This window comes from Halovenus rubra (genome assembly GCF_026586665.1).
In the GTDB taxonomy this organism is placed as follows: Archaea; Halobacteriota; Halobacteria; order Halobacteriales; family Haloarculaceae; genus Halovenus; species Halovenus rubra.
The window spans coordinates 148,253-170,456 of the sequence record NZ_JAODIY010000011.1; the positions used below are offsets into that span (position 1 = coordinate 148,253).

General features: G+C 55.0%; 27 protein-coding genes. 20 read left to right on the forward strand and 7 right to left on the reverse strand.

Annotation, left to right across the window (positions count from 1 at the left end; translation table 11 throughout):
* The first annotated feature begins 7 nt into the window (after positions 1–7).
* The 19 genes from N5098_RS11590 to N5098_RS11680 all read left to right on the forward strand — a co-directional run bounded on the left by N5098_RS11590 (position 8) and on the right by N5098_RS11680 (position 16,891).
* Entirely contained in the window at positions 8–751 is a 744-nt protein-coding gene (locus N5098_RS11590; protein ID WP_267638030.1) for a flagellin, read from the forward strand.
* Between the two features lie 11 nt (positions 752–762).
* Positions 763–1,485, forward strand: a complete 723-nt coding sequence (locus N5098_RS11595; protein ID WP_267638031.1) for a flagellin — start codon at positions 763–765, stop codon at positions 1,483–1,485.
* Positions 1,486–1,496: 11 nt separating this feature from the next.
* Positions 1,497–2,231, forward strand: coding sequence for a flagellin (locus tag N5098_RS11600; RefSeq protein WP_267638032.1), 735 nt, complete (start codon positions 1,497–1,499; stop codon positions 2,229–2,231).
* Between the two features lie 11 nt (positions 2,232–2,242).
* A complete protein-coding gene (locus N5098_RS11605) occupies positions 2,243–2,968 on the forward strand; it encodes a flagellin (protein WP_267638033.1) in 726 nt (241 codons plus the stop codon).
* Between the two features lie 26 nt (positions 2,969–2,994).
* Positions 2,995–3,726 carry a flagellin gene (locus N5098_RS11610; protein ID WP_267638136.1) on the forward strand — a complete coding sequence of 244 codons (732 nt, stop codon included), beginning with the start codon at positions 2,995–2,997 and terminating at the stop codon, positions 3,724–3,726.
* Between the two features lie 208 nt (positions 3,727–3,934).
* Entirely contained in the window at positions 3,935–4,693 is a 759-nt protein-coding gene (locus N5098_RS11615) for a DUF7500 family protein (protein ID WP_267638034.1), read from the forward strand.
* Positions 4,694–4,775: 82 nt separating this feature from the next.
* Entirely contained in the window at positions 4,776–5,135 is a 360-nt protein-coding gene (gene cheY, locus N5098_RS11620; protein ID WP_267638035.1) for a chemotaxis protein CheY, read from the forward strand.
* Between the two features lie 2 nt (positions 5,136–5,137).
* On the forward strand, positions 5,138–6,355 hold the full coding sequence (locus N5098_RS11625) for a chemotaxis protein CheC (protein WP_267638036.1): 1,218 nt from the start codon (positions 5,138–5,140) through the stop codon (positions 6,353–6,355).
* A 2-nt stretch (positions 6,356–6,357) separates the two neighbouring features.
* A complete protein-coding gene (locus N5098_RS11630; RefSeq protein ID WP_267638037.1) occupies positions 6,358–6,879 on the forward strand; it encodes a chemotaxis protein CheD in 522 nt (173 codons plus the stop codon).
* Between the two features lie 255 nt (positions 6,880–7,134).
* Complete coding sequence (locus tag N5098_RS11635) at positions 7,135–8,892, forward strand: FlaD/FlaE family flagellar protein (protein ID WP_267638038.1); 1,758 nt, start codon at positions 7,135–7,137, stop codon at positions 8,890–8,892.
* A complete protein-coding gene (gene arlF, locus N5098_RS11640) occupies positions 8,876–9,316 on the forward strand; it encodes an archaellum stator protein ArlF (RefSeq protein WP_267638039.1) in 441 nt (146 codons plus the stop codon). Before N5098_RS11635 ends, arlF (N5098_RS11640) begins: the two co-directional genes overlap by 17 nt.
* Before the next feature lie 15 nt (positions 9,317–9,331).
* Positions 9,332–10,204, forward strand: a complete 873-nt coding sequence (gene arlF, locus N5098_RS11645) for an archaellum stator protein ArlF (protein WP_267638040.1) — start codon at positions 9,332–9,334, stop codon at positions 10,202–10,204.
* Between the two features lie 61 nt (positions 10,205–10,265).
* The gene (arlG, locus tag N5098_RS11650) at positions 10,266–10,739 is read left to right on the forward strand and encodes an archaellum stator protein ArlG (protein WP_267638041.1); all 474 of its coding nucleotides are present in this window, start codon (positions 10,266–10,268) and stop codon (positions 10,737–10,739) included.
* Positions 10,736–11,503, forward strand: coding sequence for an archaellum protein ArlH (gene arlH / locus N5098_RS11655; RefSeq protein ID WP_267638042.1), 768 nt, complete (start codon positions 10,736–10,738; stop codon positions 11,501–11,503). The genes arlG and arlH overlap by 4 nt, the downstream gene beginning before the upstream one ends.
* 6 nt (positions 11,504–11,509) lie before the next feature.
* A complete protein-coding gene (gene flaI, locus N5098_RS11660) occupies positions 11,510–13,186 on the forward strand; it encodes an archaellum flagellar ATPase motor FlaI (RefSeq protein ID WP_267638043.1) in 1,677 nt (558 codons plus the stop codon).
* Entirely contained in the window at positions 13,186–14,940 is a 1,755-nt protein-coding gene (arlJ, locus tag N5098_RS11665; protein WP_267638044.1) for an archaellar assembly protein ArlJ/FlaJ, read from the forward strand. Before flaI ends, arlJ begins: the two co-directional genes overlap by 1 nt.
* A 49-nt stretch (positions 14,941–14,989) precedes the next feature.
* The gene (locus N5098_RS11670) at positions 14,990–15,571 is read left to right on the forward strand and encodes an FAD-dependent oxidoreductase (RefSeq protein ID WP_267638045.1); all 582 of its coding nucleotides are present in this window, start codon (positions 14,990–14,992) and stop codon (positions 15,569–15,571) included.
* A 62-nt stretch (positions 15,572–15,633) separates the two neighbouring features.
* Positions 15,634–16,053 carry a DUF5807 family protein gene (locus N5098_RS11675; protein ID WP_267638046.1) on the forward strand — a complete coding sequence of 140 codons (420 nt, stop codon included), beginning with the start codon at positions 15,634–15,636 and terminating at the stop codon, positions 16,051–16,053.
* Between the two features lie 61 nt (positions 16,054–16,114).
* The gene (locus N5098_RS11680) at positions 16,115–16,891 is read left to right on the forward strand and encodes a nucleoside phosphorylase (protein ID WP_267638047.1); all 777 of its coding nucleotides are present in this window, start codon (positions 16,115–16,117) and stop codon (positions 16,889–16,891) included.
* A 7-nt stretch (positions 16,892–16,898) separates the two neighbouring features.
* On the opposite strand, the gene N5098_RS11685 is transcribed toward N5098_RS11680, so the two are convergent.
* The 3 genes from N5098_RS11685 to N5098_RS11695 all read right to left on the reverse strand — a co-directional run bounded on the left by N5098_RS11685 (position 16,899) and on the right by N5098_RS11695 (position 18,783).
* Positions 16,899–17,126: a DUF7860 family protein gene (locus N5098_RS11685; RefSeq protein WP_267638048.1), complete on the reverse strand. Its 228-nt coding sequence runs from the start codon at positions 17,124–17,126 to the stop codon at positions 16,899–16,901.
* 56 nt (positions 17,127–17,182) lie between these two features.
* Positions 17,183–18,280, reverse strand: coding sequence for a DHH family phosphoesterase (locus tag N5098_RS11690; RefSeq protein WP_267638049.1), 1,098 nt, complete (start codon positions 18,278–18,280; stop codon positions 17,183–17,185).
* Positions 18,281–18,348: 68 nt separating this feature from the next.
* Complete coding sequence (locus N5098_RS11695) at positions 18,349–18,783, reverse strand: universal stress protein (protein WP_267638050.1); 435 nt, start codon at positions 18,781–18,783, stop codon at positions 18,349–18,351.
* A 92-nt stretch (positions 18,784–18,875) separates the two neighbouring features.
* Here N5098_RS11695 and N5098_RS11700 point away from each other — a divergent pair, with 92 nt between their 5' ends.
* Positions 18,876–19,319, forward strand: a complete 444-nt coding sequence (locus N5098_RS11700) for a universal stress protein (RefSeq protein WP_267638051.1) — start codon at positions 18,876–18,878, stop codon at positions 19,317–19,319.
* 38 nt (positions 19,320–19,357) lie between these two features.
* On the opposite strand, the gene N5098_RS11705 is transcribed toward N5098_RS11700, so the two are convergent.
* From N5098_RS11705 to N5098_RS11720, 4 genes are all read right to left on the reverse strand, one after another.
* Entirely contained in the window at positions 19,358–19,891 is a 534-nt protein-coding gene (locus N5098_RS11705) for a GNAT family N-acetyltransferase (protein WP_267638052.1), read from the reverse strand.
* Complete coding sequence (locus N5098_RS11710) at positions 19,888–20,247, reverse strand: universal stress protein (protein WP_267638053.1); 360 nt, start codon at positions 20,245–20,247, stop codon at positions 19,888–19,890. The genes N5098_RS11705 and N5098_RS11710 overlap by 4 nt, the downstream gene beginning before the upstream one ends.
* A 97-nt stretch (positions 20,248–20,344) precedes the next feature.
* Complete coding sequence (locus N5098_RS11715) at positions 20,345–21,394, reverse strand: Brp/Blh family beta-carotene 15,15'-dioxygenase (RefSeq protein ID WP_267638054.1); 1,050 nt, start codon at positions 21,392–21,394, stop codon at positions 20,345–20,347.
* Positions 21,394–22,185, reverse strand: a complete 792-nt coding sequence (locus tag N5098_RS11720) for a lycopene cyclase domain-containing protein (protein WP_267638055.1) — start codon at positions 22,183–22,185, stop codon at positions 21,394–21,396. The genes N5098_RS11715 and N5098_RS11720 overlap by 1 nt, the downstream gene beginning before the upstream one ends.
* Positions 22,186–22,204: the final 19 nt, after the last annotated feature.

Consider the following 22,204-nt stretch of genomic DNA (forward strand, 5'->3'; position numbering starts at 1 on the left):
AACAGGCATGAAACAACTACTCTTCGACACGGACGAATCGACTGACCGCTCACGCGCACAGGTTGGTATCGGCACCCTCATCGTGTTCATCGCGATGGTGCTTGTTGCCGCAATCGCCGCTGGTGTGCTCATCAACACTGCCGGCTTCCTGCAAACGCAAGCCGAAGACACGGGAACCGAGAGTACCTCACAGGTCGCCGACAACCTCAAAGTTATCACCGAGGTTGGCAACGTGAGCGAAGGTGACAAAATCAATTCAGTCCGGCTGGGTGTCCAGCCCGCTGCCGGTGCTGGAGATGTGAATCTCGCTCAACTCACCTTGCAGTGGGTGAGTCAAGACGAGTTCGCTAATATCATCATTGGCAACGAGAGTGGCGGGGCCGACGAGCTTGCGACAGGTGACGTTGCACCCGGCAACGTTGTTCTGGAGAACGACAATGGTACATACAACAACGGCGAGCAGTACCTCGTCGATGTCATCAAGGCCGAAAACGAGGATGATATCGTCATGACCGACAGCTCCGACCGCTATGAGATTGTTGTTCCACTCGCCGCGGCCGCAGTTGATGCCAGTGATATAGACCAATCGAGCACAACTAGTCCTTTCGACCAGGGAACGCTCAAAGAGTTAGACGAGGGGGAGACAATTGAAGTGACTATCACGAACGAAGTTGGTGCACAGACCGTCTCGTTCCTGCAGGTCCCTGACTCACTCTCTGGAGACTCTGCGGACTCAAACGTTAACCTCTGAGGTGAACACACATGAAACAACTACTCTTCGACACGGACGAATCGACTGACCGCTCACGCGCACAGGTTGGTATCGGCACCCTCATCGTGTTCATCGCGATGGTGCTTGTTGCCGCAATCGCCGCCGGTGTCCTCATCAACACTGCTGGCTTCCTGCAAACACAAGCCGAGGACACGGGAACCGAGAGTACCTCACAAGTTGCCGATAATCTCAAAGTCATCACCGAGATTGGCAACGTGAGTAGTGGAGACCAGATTAACCAGGTCCGGCTGGGTGTCCAGCCCGCCGCCGGTGCCGGTGATGTGAACCTCGCTCAACTCACCTTGCAGTGGGTGAGCGATGATGATTTCGCCAACATCATCGTTGGCAACGAGAGTGGGCAAAACAATCTTGCAACTGGTGACGTCAGGCCAGGAAATGTGGTCCTCGAAGATACTAATGGAGACTTCGGTGAGCAGTACCTCGTCGATGTTGTCAAGGCCGAAAACGAGGACGATATCGTGATGACTGATAGCTCCGACCGCTACGAGATTATCGTCCCGCTGGCCAATGAGACAGTTAGTGGTGATGAGCTAGATGGGAGTGATTCCTTCCTCGGTGAACTCAACCCGCTCGAAGAAGGTGAGAGCGTCGAAGTGACCATCACGAACGAAGTCGGTGCACAGACCGTCTCGTTCCTGCAGGTCCCCGACTCACTCTCGGGAGACTCCGAGGACTCAAACGTTAACCTCTGAGGTGAACACATATGAAACAACTACTCTTCGACACGGACGAATCGACTGACCGCTCACGCGCACAGGTTGGTATCGGCACCCTCATCGTGTTCATCGCGATGGTGCTTGTTGCCGCAATCGCCGCCGGTGTGCTCATCAACACTGCCGGATTCCTGCAAACACAGGCCGAGGATACTGGGACTGAGAGTACCTCACAGGTCGCTGACAACCTCAAAGTCATCACCGAGGTTGGCAACGTGAGCGAGGGTGACAAAATCAATTCAGTCCGGCTGGGCGTCCAGCCCGCCGCCGGTGCTGGAGATGTGAATCTCGCCCAGCTCACCTTGCAGTGGGTGAGTGACAACGAGTTTGCCAATATTATCGTTGGTAACGAAAGTTCACAAAACAAGCTTGCAGCTGGCGACGTCGCACCCGGTGACATTGTCCTAGAAGACACTGATGGCACCGTGAATAGTAACGGTGAACAGTACCTCATCGACGTCATCAAAGCCGAAAACCAGGACGATGTCGTCATGACCGACAGCTCCGACCGCTACGAGCTTGTCATCCCGTTAGCCCCAGCAGCAGCTGGCGACGCAGAACGAGACGCTACTAGTGACTTCAATCAGGGCTCGCTGGAGGCACTGGATGAGGGTGAGAGCGTCGAAGTGACTATCACGAACGAGGTCGGCGCACAGACTGTCTCGTTCCTGCAGGTTCCCGACTCACTCTCTGGGGACACCGCGGACTCAAACGTTAACCTCTGAGGTGAACACATATGAGACAACTACTCTTCGACACGGACGAATCGACTGACCGCTCACGCGCACAGGTTGGTATCGGCACCCTCATCGTGTTCATCGCGATGGTTCTGGTCGCCGCAATCGCCGCCGGTGTGCTCATCAACACTGCCGGTTTCCTGCAAACACAAGCCGAAGACACGGGAACCGAGAGTACCTCACAGGTCGCCGACAACCTCAAAGTCATCACCGAGGTTGGCAACGTGAGTGGCAGCGACCAAATCAATTCAGTCCGGCTGGGCGTCCAGCCTGCCGCCGGTGCCGGTGATGTGAACCTCGCTCAACTCACCTTGCAGTGGGTGAGCGATGACGAGTTCGCCAATATCATCGTTGGCAACGAGAGTGGAGAAACGGGCTTGGCAGCAGGCGATGTTTCCCCCTCAAACGTTGTCCTCGGGAACGCCAGTTCACAGGAGCAGTACATTATCGATGTCATCAAAGCCGAAAACGAGGATGATATCGTCATGACCGACAGCTCCGACCGTTACGAGCTTGTTATTCCGTTAGAGCAAGCAGCGATTGAAAGCGCTGATATCGATGGCGGTACCACTGGCGACATCGATCAAGGGTCACTGGCTCCGCTTGACGAGGGAACGAGCGCTGAGGTGACCATCACGAACGAAGTCGGTGCACAGACCGTCTCGTTCCTCCAGGTCCCTGACTCGCTTTCTGGAGACTCCGAAGGATCAACCGTCAACCTCTGAGGTGAACCCGTATGAATTCACTAAGTATGGACAGGCAAGACAGCGCTGAGACACGTGCACAAGTGGGTATTGGTACCCTTATTGTGTTCATTGCGATGGTGCTTGTTGCCGCAATCGCCGCCGGTGTGCTCATCAACACTGCTGGCTTCCTGCAAACGCAAGCCGAAGACACGGGAACCGAGAGTACCTCACAGGTCGCCGACAGCCTTACTGTCATCACGACGGCAGGGAACGTCAGCGAAGACGACACGATTAACGCCCTTCGGATTGGGGTGCAACCAGCCGCTGGAGCGGGTGACATCAACCTTGCTCAGTTCACCATGCAGTACGTCGCCGACGAGCAGTTTGCCAATATCGTCGTCGGCAACGAATCGACTAAACAGGCAGAAGGGGACACGAACCCGGACAGTATCGGTCTGACCAGCCAGAACGTCGAGAACAGAGCTGAGTTCTTGGTGGATGTCATCAAGGCCGAAAACGAGGATGATATCGTCATGACCGACAGCTCCGACCGCTACGAGATTGTCATCCCGCTCGACGATACGTTGAACAGCACGACCTACCCGGTGTACGATAAAAGTGGAAGCTCAGTGGGTGACAGCTATATCGCTGGACAGGGTGCACTCCCACCAGGCCTCGACGAAGGTGAGAGTTCAGAGATTACCATTACCACCGAAGTTGGCGCACAGGCCGTGACGTTCATCCAAGTTCCGGACTCGCTGGCCGGTGAGGATGCTGGAAATATAATTAGCGTCTGAACAGCCACTACGCGGTCTGTTACAGTATTTTGACGATCCTGTAACGAGGTTCTGGCTGTGGTATCAACCCATGAGTAGATATGTCTTACTTGCGTGGTCGACGAAAGGCAGTTCGCTGCTCTGTTAACAGTGTTGTACTACGGACAGATATCACAGAGTGACCTGTGACGGAGACACGTTTTTGTCCGTTCAAAATAAACACTATGTCATGGCTGATCGGTCGGGAGACGACGTCGAGAACCTCGACGACATCGATGAGGGTCCCGCAAACGAGGGACGTATCCTCTCGCCCGAGGAACTCGACATCAGCAAAAGCGAACACGTCGAGGAGCTCGAAGAGGGGCGGTTCGTCGTCTCACCCGACGGTCCGCCGGATCCCGGACCGGCAAAGCGCGAGGAGACATCATCATCGGACTCGCGTAACAGACAGTCAGAGTCACCACGGCAAGACGATGACCCGTCAGATTTTACACAGCAGTCAGAGACACAGCGAGGCCACAGTGAGACACAGCCACAGGGCGGTGGTCAATCACGGCGACAACCACGGAACGAACAGCCCCAACAAGAGCCACGCTCAGCGCCGTCACAGCGACAACAATCCGAGCCACAACAAAACACTGAGCTGACACAGGAACAGGTTCACCAGTGGCTGCAGGCAAGTTTTGAGAACGGTAATTCCACGTACGGGTTCGACGTAACTGCCACCTTCGAAGGGTCGACCAGCCAGCGCCGGATGGCCTCAAACGATGTCGTGACTATTTTTGAGAGTCTTATGCTCTGGTATGCCCAACAGGTCGACAACAATACACCTGTCGAGGAGATTCTTGGCATCCTGCTAATGGAGTCAAACGTTCCCGTCCGCTACCCGCCCGAAAGCCTCCATCAGCTTATCAAGTCATCGAATCTGACACCTGAAGATTCCATTGGCGACCTGCTCGAAGAGATTGACGACGGTGTTCAGTTCTGAGAACGAGACACGGGAGATATCAACGCCGATAATTACCGGGAAGGTTTTATTTACGTCATCGCAGTACAATGTGGTGAGAGACATGGCAGAAGTGCTCATAGCCGACGACTCCGAATTCATGCGAAACCTCCTTCGAGAGATTCTGGAGGAAGACCATGATATCATCGACGAGGTTGAAAACGGCGTCGAGGCCGTTGAGGTCTTCAAAGAACAGCAACCTGACCTAGTTATGATGGATATTGTGATGCCGATACGGGACGGCATCGAAGCAACCGACGAAATTAAAAACGAGTTCCCAAACTCGAATGTCATCATGTGTACTAGCGTTGGTCAGGAAGAAAAAATGAAAGAGGCGGTCAAAGCGGGGGCTGACGGGTATATCACGAAACCGTTCCAGAAACCGAGCGTGATAGAGGCAATCAAAGACGTCGTGCCCTCATAGCAATGAAGATCGACGTTCAATCGCTCGACACATTCAATAAACTTGCACACGAGGGGGCGGAGGAAGCAACACGCTCGATGACCCAGATGACGGGTATCGAAGCAACAGTCGAAGTGACGAAAATCTCACTTGTCGATAGAGAGGACCTCGGAGAGGAGTTTGGAAGAGAAACCGAGTTTGTCGGTGTCCAGTTCGGGTTCGAAGGTGCGCTTACTGGCAAGACAGTGCTCATCTTCGAACGAGAACGGAGTTCCGAAATCGTCGAGGCGCTCGTTCCGGGCGGGAACGCAGACGAATCGATGGCCCAAAGCAGTGTCGAGGAGATCGGCAATATCATGATGAGTGGGTTCATCGACGGCTGGGCCGAGTATCTGGGGACCACCATCGACCACTCGCCGCCAACGTACATCGAACGGACAGGGAAAGACATCCTGCCGGGAAGTCCCGACACAAACGAACGCGACCAGGTGTTCGTCTTCAGCAGTGAGATACAGTGGGAAGGAGAGAATGTCTCCTTCTATATATACATGGTGCCGGAGTACGAGCCGTTGACGAAGCTGATGTCCGAGCATCGGGACGAAGAGGCCGATGCGATTCCTGTTGAGAAACTCGCTGCGTTTAATCAGATGACCCGCGAGGGGACACAGCGTGCGGCCGAAAACGTCGAGATGATGTCAGGCATCGAGACGGAGGCAGAGGTCTCACAGATATCATTTGCACCGATTGAGGACGTGCCAAAACAGTTCGGCGAGGAAACTTACGTGGGGACTGCAGTAGAGTTTACCGGCATCCCAAGTGGGTTTTTACTCGTGCTCTTCGACGAGCAGTCAGCAATAACCGTTGCTGAGGGGCTGATGCCGATGGAGATGGAAAGTAGTGAGCTAACAGACAAGCACAAAGCTGCAATCGAGGAACTCGGTAACATCATGACAAGTGGGTTCGTCGACGGCTGGGCCAACGTCCTACAGCGGTCGGTTGAGCACACACCGCCTCGGTTAGTCCATGACATGGGGCAAGCAATCCTCGATCCACTCGCAGCACAACTGGGGCAACATCAGCGTCACGCGTTTATGATCGATTCAAAGATGAAAACCGAGGATCTAGAGTTCGAAAGCAAGATTCACGCACTTCCGAACGAGCAGGAACTCCGTGAGACGCTGGATGACCTTGACCTTGACAGGGCAGATCAGACCGAGGCCAATGTTGACCAACTCTTCTAAGCATGAAGGTCTATGATGGGAGTGAGACAGACAGCTCACAGGAAGAAGAGCCAGAGCGTGTTAAGGTCGGTATCGCCGAGTACGAGGTGACAACCGACAGTGCAACGCTGACCACTAGTGGGCTTGGCTCGTGTGTCGGCGTTGGCCTCTACGATACGAAAACCGGAGCAGCCGGGCTCGTTCACGTGATGCTCCCAGTCGCCGAAGAGATGGACGACGGAAAGCCAGCGAAGTTTGCAGATACAGGAACGGAGCTCCTGATAGAAGAACTCGAAGCGACTGGGTCACGCAGGCGAGACCTTGTGGCGAAAATCGCTGGCGGCAGCGATATGCTCGACTTCTCTGAAGGTGGCTCCGGTATTGGCGACCGGAATATCGACAAAGTAAAAGAAACTCTCGAAGGCTACAATATTTCGCTCGTCGGCGAAGATGTTGGCGGCGACCACGGACGCTCAGTCCAACTCAAATCCGTGGATGGGGATTTTCTCGTCAAAAGTGCAAACCGAGACGATAGGACACTGTGATAACGGATCTCTTCGGAGAAACGCTCCAATGACAAAAAGAGCTGGTGCGCTCCCGTCAGACAGCCGGCAGACTCAATTTCAGTAATTGATAGATAGTTACCTTCTCTCGACAGACTGGCAGAGAAACTAACGTCAGACGCATTTTCCAGAGAATATAGGTTGAATTTACATATAAATATAGAAAAAATGTATTTATTATCAGTTATGATATGTGAAACAATACATTCAAGGGCATGAGAGCGGATCTTATATGTAATGAGTAGCTTCGTGTCTGCGTTGTTGCTACAGGCTGCTGTGCCCGATGCTGCAACAATGACCGTAGTGTTTGTGCTTCTTTCTGGTGGGCTTGCTGGGATGAGTATCCGTAACATGTTCGAGTCGATCATGTCTGAAGAGGAGGAAGGGGATGCCGGTGACTTATCACAGGGAGACGACGGTGGCGACGGGCTTGGGGGTGGCGGTGGACTGGATGGTGGTGACGACCTCGGTGGCGGTCTGATGGACGACGAAGGGGGTGACGATGACGAAAACCTCGATGGCCTTGGTGGGCTCGAAGACGACGACCTCGGCGGGCTTGACGATGACGGATTCGACGATATGGGTGGTGGTAGCGGCGGCGGTGGTGGCGGAAATGTTGACGAGCTTGAGCATCGCCTCGACGAGCTCGAAAACGAAGTTGGCAGCCTCTCATCAACAGTCAACACTGTCCGAAACGAGAACGAGCAAATCTCGGAAACTGTCGGGGAGGTCGAAGAAAACGTCCGAAAACTGCTTGATATTTACGAGATGGTGACTCGTGGTGTCAACCCGTTTGCCGACGATATCGACGCGGGAATGGGTGGTGGCGGTGGTGGCATGGGTGATGGTTCGTTCGGTCTGTTCGACGACGGAGAAGAAGAAGAGGGAAGTGATGTTGACGATGATATCGCGGAAGCCGAGGCAGAGGGCTTTTTCGATGATGACCTCATCGAAGAAGATGACGGGATGGAGATGGACACCGGAGGCGGTGACATGCTCGGCGAGAGTGACAGTACCAGCGCCGACGAGAGTGCCGACGCGTTTCAGGAAAGTTTCGAGGACGACTTCGATGAGGAAGATTTCGACATGAGCGATTCGGCAGCTGATGCTGACTTTGGCGATGAGTCAGCCCAAGAGTCGGATGACGGCGGCGACGGTGGGGGCGGCTCCTCGTTCGAGGACCTAAAGGAGGAATACGACTCGGGCGATGCCGAGTGGGCCGAAGAGGAAGAAGGCGACGCCATGGACGACGCCTTCGGCGAGAGTGAGGGCGTGGATGATTCCCTCGATGAGAGTGTAGAGATGGACGAGTCGTTCGAAGACGAGAGCGGAGGTGACGACGAGTTCGGTGACGATGAACTGTTCGACGATGTCATCGAAGAGGACAAATCCGACACCGAAGAGGAACCCGAGACCACAAAAGACAGCGAAGCGGAGGTGACGACTGAAGTCGAGTCAACAACCGAGCCGACGACCGAACAGCCTGTCGAAGAGCCAGAGTCTGCGCCAGAATCGGCTCAAGAGCCAACGACGACCGGAGAGACAGAGCCGACAACGACCGAGGAGACAGATTCCACGACGACCAAACAGACGGCGTCAGAGACAACCGAGCAGGCTGTCGAGGAGCCAGTGACTGACAATACCGGAACAGAGACGAGCAGTTCAGACGATGGAAAACCGTACCTATCGACGGTTCCTGATGGTTTCGCTTCTGAACTTATCGTTGTGGAGTGGCTCGAATTTCTCGTCGACGAGGCGGGTGTTCGTGGCACCGCAAAAGCAATCGATTACTACGAGAGTATCGACTGGGTAGATGAGCAAGTCGCCGAAGACCTGCAGTCTTATCTCAGAGGGTTTGACAGCACGGGTTCCGGTTCGCTAACAATTGACCACCACACGCAGAGTCTGGAATACATCGGCCAGCTAAACGGCGACGGCGTGGCCGCTACATACGGACTCGGGCACGGGGGTGGAAGCAATGGGCTTCAGCGTTAGCGGCTCGGCGGCGATTATTTTCCTCAGCCTATTCATCGCCTTCGGGATGTTGTATACGACCGCCGATAATTCGTTCAACAGCGTATTCGACGCCCAAGACGACCAGACAGACGGAGCACTGGAGATGAAGAATACGAATATTACCGTGGGTTCGACAGACTACAGTGACCCCAGTGATGAGCTGACGATTACAGCGAACAACACAGGTGCAACGGCACTCTCACTGAACGCCACCAGCCTACTGGTTGACAACAGCCTTGCACAGGGTTGGGAAGCCAATGCAAGCGTCGACAGCAACGAGAAAACTGATCTCTGGTTACCCGGGGAAACGGTGACAATTACTGTATCGAAGACGAGCCAACCGGCGCGAGTCTCACTGACAACGGCCTCAGGTGTCTCGGCAACAGCTGAGGTGGCAACATGAACGGAGGTGTCTGCAATGGGATTTAGCACAAGCGCCAGCCTCCTGATCATCTTTTTTGGTGCATTTATCGCACTCGGGACAGTGTACACGGTGGCGTCGAATACGACCGAGGATGTCTCAACCGCCTACAGTGACGATTTTTCCGCAGAGTCAGCCATCGTCGAGACTGGACTGTCTGTTGAAGCAACCTACCACGAGACTGATGGAAATCTCACACTCCGAGCCGATAATGACGGGGCCACAGACCTCATCGTCTCGGAGATGGATGTGCTGGTTGACGGCGTCTTCCGTCCACTGTCGTCATTTGATATTGTGGCTGTTGACGACCGTGGGACCGACCTCTGGAAAACGGGCGAACAGCTCCGTATCGAAAACACGTCCGCGAGTGCCACGCGAGTCAAAGTGATAACAGATACAGGCGTCGCCGCGACTGCGCCGGTCACTGTGGTTGGCTTTACGAACGACTCTGCACGAACTCTCGACCGAACCGGAAACGGAACGGACTCGACAATTTCGTTCGATATCGAGACGAGCTACGCCGAAAATGTGACACTACAGAGCGTCAGCGTTGACACGGTTGCGGGTGCGGGGCCGACGACGCTCAACTACGCGAAGAATGGGTCACTCTCGGAGTTAAACATTACAATCGGACCCAACCATGGCACAGCAAACGCAACTGCTGACGGAGAGTTCAGTATTGGGGAGACGATTAGCCACAATGCCATCAGCTTGGGGCCCGAAGAGACGGCACGGTATCGCCTCGGTGAGTTTCGGGATGCAAGCGGTAGCCCTGTGGCGATGCCTTCAACAACGGTGTCAGTGACGATTACCTTCGAGGACCCCTACGGCGTCGAACGGACCTTTAGCTTCACGGAGGCGGGATTTTAATGAATGATAGCCTCGGCGACAACCATACAAGCGCTAGCCTGCTACTAGAGGTGAACAACTAATGGCGAGTGTTTCTGTCTCTCATCTCATCTTGTTCATCGCCAGCATGATCATCGCAGCTGGGGTCGCTGGTGTGTTCACGACCAGCGTCGAGGACCTGTCGAATGCGATCGACGAACGAGGCGTTCAGATAAGTGATAACGTCCGAACGAGTGTCGATATCATCAGCGACAGCGGAAGCAGCAATATCTATGACGGCACAAGCAACACGACGACAATCTACGTCAAGAATACGGGGTCACAGAGCTTGAACCCAGTGGTGCGCCAGATTGACATTCTGGTCAATGGCAGCTTCAAAACGAGCGATGACGTATCTGCCACTGTGCTCAGTGAGGGGAACCCAGACACCTGGGACACAAACGAGGTTATCGAGTTGCAGATAAACGACCATCTCAGCACTGGCGATCACCGAATACTGGTTATCGTCAATGGTGACGAAGAAACGTTCAAATTCAGAGTGGAGGACAACACATGAGTATCTCACGTAACGAACTGTATTCAATCGGCCTAGACGAACGAGATCGCTTGGATAAAGAACTCGGCGGCGGCTTTCCACCCGGTAGTATCGTCCTCATTGAGGGCGATTACGGGTCCGGAAAGTCCGCGATGAGCCAGCGGTTTTCGTATGGTCTCTGTGAAGAGGACCACTCTGTGACGCTACTATCGACGGAGCTAACGGTCGGTAGTTATCTCGAACAGATGAATTCGCTAAATTACGGAATGGTGAATCATCTACTGGAGGAGGATATTTTGTTCCTCCACGCAGATATCGGCGAGTCGAAGAGCTCGTTCACTGACAACGGCGACGACGAAGAGGAACGGATGGACCTCCTCAAACGACTAATGGAGGCCAAAGTCATGTGGGACTCGGACGTTGTCATCATCGATACGTTCGACGCCATCCTCAGAAACGACCCCACGTTCGAGGCCCTGGTTCGGCAAAACGAAGAGCGCCAAGCCGCACTAGAGATCATCTCCTTTTTCAGGGATGTTATCTCCGACGGGAAAGTCATCATGCTGACCGTTGACCCGACGACCTTGGATGAGGAAGCTTTGGGACCGTTCCGTTCTATCGCCGATGTGTTCCTCGAACTAGAGATGGTCGAAGTTGGTAACGATGTCCGTCGGCAGATCAGCGTGTTGCGATTTGCCGGAATGGGCGAACAGGTCGGGGATACAATTGGATACTCGGTGCGCTCAGGAACAGGAATCGTGATCGAAAGCCGCAGCGTTGCATAACAATCCATGACAGACCACGGAAGACCCAACCCCTCAGACGAACTCAGACAACACGCAGCCCGGAGGCCACATCTGCGTGAGCATCTCCAAAAATTCAAGCAGATAACTGGAGAGTTCCCACTGTTCATCGATGAGGCTGACGACGACTACGAGAGCAACAGACCAAACGTCATCTACCCTGTCGGTGGTCCAATTTATGCCCACGTCTACGGCGATGTCGGGCAAGACACGAAGTACTACGCAATTGAGCCAGACCTCTCTGAAGACGAAAGTGGGCTGTTCAATACGGTTCGGGACCGCTTGCTTGAATTGAGCGTGACAAAGCCCGCACCACAGGACGAGGCCGAGTACGACGACCGTATCGAGGAGTTACTTCAGGAGACGACGAAAGTCAAGAGTGCCGAAGAAGAACGCGGCGGCGTGCTTACACGGCTATCAAATATTACGGAAGTCGGGAAAGTCGAAGTGACTGAACAGACATACGAGAACATCCGATACCGACTCAACCGCGATATCGTGGGTCTCGGTCCGCTAGAGCCAGTGATGCGTGACCCGGCAAATGAGGATATTCACGTTATCGGTCATACCGAGTGCCACGTTGACCACGGCGTCTACAGCATGCTTGAGACAACCGTCGAGTGGGATGACCCCGAACACTTCGACCAATGGCTCAAGAACATGGGCGAGCGGATGGGCGACCCTGTGAGTGACTCGGACCCAGTTGTCGACTCAACGCTCCCCGACGGCTCACGCCTCAATCTTATTTACTCAGACGACGTGAGTCTGAAAGGTCCCTCACTCACCATTCGTCAGGGTGACGATGTGCCACTATCTATCTTCCAGATTACCGCTTGGAACACGCTCAGTCCAGAGCTGTCGGCATACCTCTGGCTCTGTCTTGAAAACGAGCAGACGGTGTTCGTCGTCGGGGAGACCGCATCAGGGAAGACAACAACGTTGAATTCCATCATGTCGTTCATCCCGCGAGATTCCAAAATTTACACCGCAGAGGACACCGCAGAGGTGCTCCCGCCACACAACACATGGCAACAGCTGTTGACACGAGAGGGAGACGACGAAGACACGTCAATCGACATGTTCGATTTGGTTGCAGCAGCACTGCGGTCCCGTCCAGACTACATTATTGTGGGTGAGGTTCGTGGCGAGGAGGGTCGGATGGCCTTCCAGGCTGCACAGACCGGTCACCCGGTGATGCTTACGTTCCACGCCAGCGATATCGTTTCGATGATTCAGCGCTTTACCGGTGAGCCAATTAATGTCCCGGAGACGTTCATGGACGTTGCTGACGTTGCACTGTTCCAGAACCGTGTCAAACAAGGCGACGATGTGCTCCGTCGTGTCACATCTGTTCAGGAAATCGAGGGTTACTCCAAGGAGATGGATGGTGTCGTCACTCGTCAGAGCTTCTTTTGGGACCCCGTCGAAGACGAGATTAATTTCCAGGGCCGGAACAACTCTTATGTCCTCGAAGAGCAGATTGCGACGCTGCTGGGGTATGAGGAAACGCGTGATATCTACAACGACCTTGACTTCCGGGCGCGGCTTATCGAGCGCGCTATTCAGGAAGGAATTACCGGGTATCACGAAGTCAACGAACTCATCACTGACTTCCAACGGGATGGCATCGAGGGGCTTCCCTTCGACATTGTGCGCCAGGACTAATGTCTACTGACAGCTCAGACGCAACGCTCGACCTAACAATCTCCGAGAACATCCAGTCGCTGCTAAAGTCCTACCGGAAGATGCAGATGCCGATGGGGCAGTACGTCTCCTTTATTATGGTCCCATCAGTGGGATTTTTGATTGTGACGGGTATTCTCGCGTTCGTCCTGCCGTTGCCAATGAGTATCCGGTTGCCCATTCCGTTGCTAGGGATGCTAGCATTTTTGTCGGCGGTCTTTTACCCGAAGATACTGTTGAGCCAGCGCAAGCGTCAGCTCAACAACCGCTTTCATCTGATGGTCACACATATGACGATTCTGGCGACGACAAAAATCGACCGGATGGAGGTGTTTCGGACGCTGGCCGAAGAAGACGAGTATGGTGAACTCGCAAACGAGTTGCGCCGTGTTGTCGAACTCGTCGATACCTGGAACCAGAGCCTCGACGACGCTCTCCGGCGACGGTCAAATGAGGTACCAAGCGATACGCTTTCAGACTTTTTTGAACGTCTTGCCTACACAATGGGAGCCGGACAGTCACTCCGGAAGTACCTGCTGACCGAGCAAGAGCAGATTCTAGAAAACTACGCGACAGTGTATGAATCGTCACTCGATAATCTCGAAGTGATGAAAGACCTCTACCTGTCGATGGTCCTGTCGATGACGTTCGCGCTGGTGTTCGCGGTCGTCCTACCGGTGCTGACCGGGACAGAGCCAACGATGACTGTGAGTGCCGTCATCCTGCTTTACATCTTTATCCAGACAGCCTTCTTCCTCGCAATGCGGTCGTTGTCACCATACGACCCTGTGTGGTACCACCCCGAATCGAAACCGTCAGCCGTCGAGTCAAAGATTACCCGGAGCTTCTATTTTGGAGTTGGGCTCACAGCAGTGTTGATGGTCATCTCGGTTACCGGCATCATCGGCCTCAGTCCCATCGGGCTGGCCACGTTCATTCCAGGTATTAGTGACCCACTCCCGCTCCCGTTTTACGCTGTTATCCCGGTAACGCCGCTTATCGTTCCGGGATTTGTTCTCAACCGGGCCGAAAAGCGGGTCAAAGCCCGCGATCAAGAGTATCCCAGCTTCATCCGGGCACTGGGAACCACCGAGGCAGTCAAACAGTCTACAAGTTCGGACGTGCTCAGCACGCTTCGGAACAAAGACTTTGGTCCGCTCACGAACAACGTTGACGACCTCTACAAGCGTCTCAATATGCGCATCGAACCGACTGAGGCGTGGCGATATTTCACCGCGGACTGTCGCTCGTATCTGATTCAGACGTTCAGTGAGATGTATCTTATGGGCCGAGAAATGGGAGGTGACCCACAGCTACTTGGCGAGCTTATCTCAGAGAATATGAACCGGTCGCTCCAACTCCGCGAGCAGCGCAACCAGGCGTCGACAACGCTCATCGGCCTGCTTTACGGTATCACTGCCGCATCAACCTTTGCCTTCTTTATTGGGCTGGAAGTTGTCAATGTCATCTCCGAATTGGGCCTCGACCTAGATACTGGTGCAGGCATCGATGTCGGGCAGATTATTCAGCCGGATGTGTACAATATCCCTCTTATCGAGTTCTTACTCATCGTCGTCATCATGTTCTCGGCGATGCTCTCATCGCTGATGGTCCGAACGGTCGACGGTGGCCACAAAATTAACACGTACCTGCATTTCGTGTTACTGGCGTGGATTTCGGCCCTCGTCGCCACATTTACTCGGTGGCTCATCAACACGTTCCTCGCAGTCGGATGATGCGGTAACTTTCTTGCATCCGGGACCCAAACGCGATATATGTAACCATATGACACACGTAACAATTGTTGGCGGTGGTCCCGCCGGTCTGAGCGCGGCACTGTTCGTCGAAAAAAACGGGCTTGACGCGACAGTATTCGACATGGACGAGACATGGATGCACAAAGCCCACCTGTTCAACTATCCTGGTATCGGCTCGATTGATGGCTCGTCATACTTGGAGGTTCTCCGGTCACAGGCCGACAGTTTTGGTGTCGACCGACACCAAGAGACCGAGGTTACGGGAGTCACTGCCAACGGTGACAGGTTTACCGTCTCGACTGAAAACGACAGCCACGACACAGCGTATCTCGTGTTAGCGACGGGAGCGAATCGAGACCTCGCAAAGGAGTTAGACTGTGCGTTCGACGGCGACGTGGTTGACGTGGACGTGACAATGGAGACAAGCGTTACCGATGCCTACGCGACAGGCGCGATGGTTCGCGACCAAGAGTGGCAGGCCGTCATTTCCGCCGGTGACGGCACAGCAGCTGCACTGAACATCCTCTCGAAGGAGAAAGGTGAGCACTTCCACGATTTCGATGTGCCTGCAGACGCTGCCAGCGTCTTTGGCGGGCTGGCAGAGGAGTAGCGTACGTCAGCCTTGCAACCGGTTTCAGCAGTCTTATTCGGCCGGGCGGCCGAATGCGTGCCATGAACGCAAAACGAGAGGCGTTTCTGGCTGGCAAGCGGCCAGATGATGTCCACGTCTACATTGACACCAGCGCTGTCTCGAATCCTGAGGCACTCGAAGCACACGGCGAACGTGTTGACGGTGGAATCGTCTTGCTGATGGACGGCGACCAAGCCAGATCAGTGTTTCAGAGCGCAACAGGTATCGACCCGATGGCACTCGCACAGGATGCGATGGCAACCGACGGCGACGTGACTGAGGACTGTGCCGGCGGCATCTGTCCGGACGGTGACCACGAGCCGAAATTCATCTTTTCGTTCGCAGAAGAGCAAAACGAGGAGGTCGGCGGCCTCTATGCGGACGGTGACGTTATTCACGCCTACGTCGCTTGCGACTGCGGTGAGCGCTACTCTGATAAGTGGGTTGCCAGCGAGCAGTAAGCGACCACGCGACAGTGCGACTCCGGAGAAAATATCACAGTGCCGAGCAACTGCGTTGCAAATGCCAGACCAACACAAAATCCCAAACTACGACGACAAGTACACTGCAGATGCGTTGTTTTCGCCGATAGATGCAATGGACGTGCAAGGACAAGGAGTCCCAGATGTACCGCCTACGGTCATTCTTGGCTATCAAGAAGCGTTGACCGCGGAGGTTCGTGACCGTGCCAGCGGAGTTGTCGACATTGTCCGGTCACAGCAGTGTTATCTCCTCTCGGATGCCGTCGGATACGTTCCAGTCCACGAATCAGGCGTCGGTGCGCCAGTCACTGCGATGATTGTCGAAAACGTTATCGCTGCAGGTGCAGGTGCGGTTGTGATGCTCGGTGGCTGTGCCTGTCTCCAGACAGAGATATCGCCACATGCAGCGATTCTACCGACCGAAACAATCCGCGACGAAGGTGTCTCGTATCATTACGTGCCTGCTGAAGAGGGGGTCGTGGCGACGGAGCCACTGGTAGACGAACTGGAGACAGCGTTGTCGGCCGCCGGGTTCGAGACGCCGCGTGGACGGACGTGGACGACAAGCGCGATGTATCGGGAAACCGTGCCCGAAATCGAGCAGTACCAGAACGATGGCGTCGTTTCGCTGTGTATGGAATCTGCAGCAATTTGGGCAGTTTGTCAGTATCGCGGCGTCGACGCCGCGACAGTCCACAAGATAGGCGACTATCTCAACCCAGGCGAATGGGTACCAGACTCTGGTGATAAAAAGGGGTTACCTGACATGTTGACGCCGACTATCGACGCGCTGACCGAGCACGTCGAGTCGGCATAGCTGGCGGTCAGTCTACCAGTGGGAGAACAACGCCAAAAACCAGCGGCGAGAAGAACCCGACGACTGTCCCGATTATTTCAGCGTAGAGAAAAAGGGTGTGTTCCCACCCAGGCACCGGTGTCTGGAGCCCTGGTGCAATAATGCCTCCGAGTGCGCCAGAAACAAACAGTGCAATTCCTAAAAAGAACCCACTCTTTGCCAGCTTGGCGTAGTTGGTAGTGCTGTATTGTGTCATAGCAGTAAATCGATGAGTGGTATTTGAGAACTTTTCGATTTCGCTGTCGGATCCGCTTACTCGTCGCTTGCGTTATCGGATTCAGTCTCGGTGTCGTCCGCAAGGCGCTGAAATGCACCAATGATAGCCTGTTTGGCAACTGCGCCCTGTGTCGTCCAGTGGTGAGCGTAATCGAGCATGTCATCATAGATATCGGGCTTACAGCCTGCCGCTTTTGGATGACCACCACCGTTGACCTGTGCGGCTACCTCGTGACAGCGTTCGAATGTCTCTGTCCCACGAATCGAGGCAGAGCCAGCTGGTTTGACGATAACCGCGGCATCGGACCCTTGCTCGCGAAGTGCCTCGGCAACCTCGTTCTGTGAGCACCGTCCGTACGTGACACCGATAGTCCAAGGACCGGCCTCGCGCATCTCGGCGCGCTCGATTGCTTTCTCGATAAGGGCTTCTTTCTCGATGCGTTGCTCGGCGAGGAACTCGTCAACTTCAGCAGGGAAATCCACACCGTGTTCAAGAACCGTCTCGACGTACTCTTCGGGGTCAGTCCAGTAGGCGTAATCAGCGAGGTCGTCCGAGCGTTCGTCGTCGCGTATCCAGAGGTCATGGTCACGAGTCACCGCAGCGAGTTCCTCAAAGCGGTCATCGAACGTGTGGTCCAGTTCGTTGAGAGCGACATCTGCGGTACAGACTTCGTCTGACTCACCGACAGTCAGGTCGACGCCTGTCTCCCTGACCTGTGTTGCCAGGTCGTCATCCCACTGGTGGTGGTCGTACCACGAGAACGACGCAAGTCGTGAGACAGCATCCGGAAGCGCGTCGATATCACTCTCGCTGTCGGGACAGAGGTCACAGACGTAGACCGTCGCCTCAGGGTTAGCGTACTCGGCGACCCATTCAAGCGCTTCTTCGAGTTCGTGTGGTCCCGCCGGGAGCAACGCACCCTCACCGTGGACCAGACGGACCAGTGCAGTGCAGGCAAGTCCGTCAGCATCTGGGTCTGCAACTACAACCACATCGCTGCCGGTAAGCGTTTCTTCGGCTTCGCGTTCAGCTTCCTGTTCTTCCAGCGAATCAGGATAAAAAAAGCCCGCTCCGGGGAGCACAGATTTTCGACCAATAGAGAGTTGTTCGTCCTCGATAAGCCAGTCTTGCATACCTTGCCGTTATGGCCAATAGCAAAGAACTCCTCGCTTTTGTTCAGTTATCGGCCAGCTAACAAAGATTACTCCAGTTGGCGGACAGTCAATACGGGGATAGGCGACCGCCGGACAACAGCCTCGGCGACGCTTCCGAGCAGGTAGGCATGCTCGCCGTGACGGCCACGAGTCCCCATGGCGATAACATCAGCTCCAACCGCCTCACCATACTCGATAAGCTCGCTTGCAGGGCTTCCCTCTCTGACAGCGGTGACAACTTCCATATCCCCTTGTTGGGCAGCCTCGTCACGAACCGTGGCTAACGCATCCTCACCAGTCGACTCGATAGCATCGTGTAACTGGTCGCGGACTTCTTCGGGTGAGGCAGCAATCTCGTTTTCATCGATGACGTACACTGCGTGAACGGTCGCGTCGAACCGGGAAGCGACATCAAGTGCGGTTCGGATACCGCGCTTTGTGCTTTCGGACCCGTCCGTCGCGATGACGACCGTTTCGAACATACTACGAGCTAACCGGGGAACGATAAAAAAGCCGCGTGATTCCTCCTGTCGGACCGGCGGGTTTTTTGTTGAGCGCCTAGGAGTAGCAAGCGATGGCGCTCGACATCGACCTTGTCCTCGTGGCGGTCGACGGCAGCGATGAATCCCAAGAAGCTGCGGAGTCAGCAGCTGCTCTCGCCGAGCAATACGAGGCAGAGCTTCACCTCCTGCATTTCGTCGACAACCGGGTAATGCGAGGTATTCAGACAGGAGACCTCTCACCGGAGACGGTTGCAGGCGAACAACAGGCCCTGAGTTCGGCCATCCGTGAGATGTTGGCCGACAGTATACCGCTCTCGTTCTCTGGAGCGACAGGCTATTCGACGACGAAACTCGGACAGACACCCGGAAACATCGTCCTCGACGTCGCCGAAGAACTCAGCGCAGACTTTCTTGTCGTCCCCCGTGAGACACCGAGTGGGGACCCCGACAAGGTTGTCGGTAAGGCTGCTCTCCATGTCCTCGAGTACGCCAGTCAGCCGGTGCTCTCGGTCTGAGTCTCTCTAAAACCGGTGTGGATTTGCCGTTACAGTAGTTACTCTGGTGTGGCGAGTCTGAGTGACATCTCCAGTTCGAAGCTGTCGTCGCCGGTTCGTTCGAAGCCAATTTTCTCATAGAGTGCAATAGCCGAACGGTTCCAGCGTTCAACGGTAAGCCAGATGCACTCGAGGCCTTCCCGTTGTGCTAGACCGAGCGCCGTTCTGACAAGTTCGGTCCCGATATGTGCACCCTGATACCCCTGGAGGACAAAAATAGCGAGTTCGGAGGCTCCGTCGCGATCAGGGACCAACATTACGTGGCCGACCGCCGAGTCGTCGTGTCTAGCAACGGTATTCAACGCGTCTTCGTCCATAACAACGTCGAGCCATTCGTTGATTCCCGACTCGTCGCCAGGAGGGATGCCCTGTGCACGGTCTTCTGGGTCAAAGTCGAGATACATTGCGGTGAGGGCATCCCTATCTTCGTGTTTCGCTTGGCGGTACCTAATGTCTCGGCTTTCCCGGTCAGTGGCCGTTCGTGGCGGCGCGGGAAAGCCATCGACTGAGTCATCTGGGAATCGTACTGTCATCGTATCAGTGTTACTGTCGTGTGGGCGTTTAGCAGGACGAACTCGATAACGGGGTCGAACTGTATCTTGCCAAGCGGACTAGTCTGTCCTCCGGCAAGCACGATACGGTCATACCCATCCGACTCGGAGAGTTCGACGAGCTGACTGCCCGGGTTATCTTCAAGCGTCTCGACTGTCGCGTCGAAATCGAGGGTATCGAGGCGTTCTCTGACGGTCGCCTCTGCACCAGCGAGTGAGCCCGAACTGTCGTAGACTGCGACGGTGATAGCGTCACCGGCTTGTCTTGCACGGGAGACGACTTCCTCAAGTCCCGCCATCGCGCGCTCGCTCGCATCGACGCCGACGATAAGTCGCATGTCTCGGCTGACGGTCGGAGACTACTAAAACGCACCGTCCCAGCCTGAGTTACAGCGATGGCAAGCCGAAATCTCACCGGTTTTGATTAGAGGGAAATCACTCGGTGAGTTGTACTGGCTGGGCAGTCCAGACGTCCTGCTCGTAGTCGAGCCACGTCACCACGACCACGTGTGGCACTGTCAGCGCGGCGATAAGGACAAGATACAGACCGACCCACTCCGAAAGTGTTCCGGGTGAGACGGGGACGAACCAGTAGAAAATACCGAGAAAGGCCAACGATATGGCTGTTAGTGGGGCGGCGTCCCGCCCAAATCGAGCTAGTGCCGTACCATACTGTCTGGCGTTGAGCGCCCGGCGGGCACCCGGGTCGATAGCGAGTAGACGACCAATATGCCGGAGTGAATGCCAGCATGTAAAGTAAAGCCCCACAGCGAGTATTGGCGGAACGAGCGCAAAAAAGCCAACAAGCAAACACACCTCCGCCACATCGACAATCCAGTCGCGTCGGCGCGTAGCGCGATGGTACCCGACTGCAAGCGAGGCGATAAGTAACGTTGTCACCAACAGTCCCACGACGAATCGCCCGGTCGGGCTAAAAACGATATCTATCGGACCGAGTGTCGATGCAGCGAACAGGCCGACTAGGGTCTTGGCAATCAACTGATACTGGTCGGGAAAGGCTACAAGCGGGACAAGCATCGGTAGCGTTCCTCGGGCGAGGCCAGTCAGCGCTCGCTGGGACGGCGTCCCAAGATGCTCAAGCCCAAGCAGCGCCAAAAGAGAGTGTACCTCACCCTGCCCCCAGTGGAGCCACGTGACCATAATAAAGCTCACAAAACCAACGATAGGCACAACGAACCAGATAACAGCGTAGAGTCCACCGACGACAGCATAAAGAGCGCCAACGGCAACAAATGAACGGCCAGTCGCCGTCCGGCCACGAACGCGGGTCGGAGCGAGATGGTCAACTGCACCATGGGGTAGGCCAAGCAGCGCAACGCTGGCCACGAGTGGGACGAACTGGTATTCAAGCGGGAGTGTGAGGCCGGCAGCAAAAAGTAAGGTAACAGCAACGAGGATGACCCAGCCGGGCACAATGGTTACCCTGATGAGTTGCCGTCGTACGTTCTCAGTGTGCCCGGTCATCAGTTACTGTCTTCAGCAGCGACCAATCCACGAAGAGGAGTGAGCGCGGCTATCGGTGTCACGGTCGACCACTGTGCTACAAGCCAGAGAAAGAGGACGTATCCCTGCACGACAAAGATATTTGTGAGGAGGAAAAAAATCGCTTCCTCAACGGGAAAGCCAAACGGTGCAATTCCGACAGTGTGAGTTGTCGAAATCGTCCAGAGACCAGCGGAAATCGCAAACCAATCGATTACCCAGAAATATAGCGTTGGGAGCGCGATGGCGATACTGACAGGCCGACGGGCGCGCCAGAGGTGTGGCCAGCCAAACGCCCACTGGATTGCCAACACAGGGCCACCCCAAGCCAGCATTGAGCCGAGATAAAGCCATGAGCTCCCTGAAAGCAGTAGAGCGATTCCGAGAATACACAGCCCGAAGCCAGCGGCCAGCCCAACGAAACGGTCCCAGAGGGCGACACTGAGGTCAGTATCGGTCGGCACCGATAGCAGACAGAGAACGAGGACTGTGGCGATTGGTTGTATCACAAAAAACAGGTACTCGCCGACCGGTGCAGCCCAGATAGTCGCCCAGACAACGTCTTCGCCGTACCACCAGACATCCGCCTCAATAAGAAGATTATCCCAGGGAGTCGTGTATCCGACAGCGAGTATAAGGATAACAGCAAGCCCAGCGACTCTTTTCCGTGTTGCGAGGTGGGTTCCGCGTCGCCACGAAACAACAAGTAACAGGGCTATAATTGGGAGGGTAAACAGGAGGTGAAACTGGAAATACGTATCCGGTGAAATCATGTGAGCAGGATATCCCTCA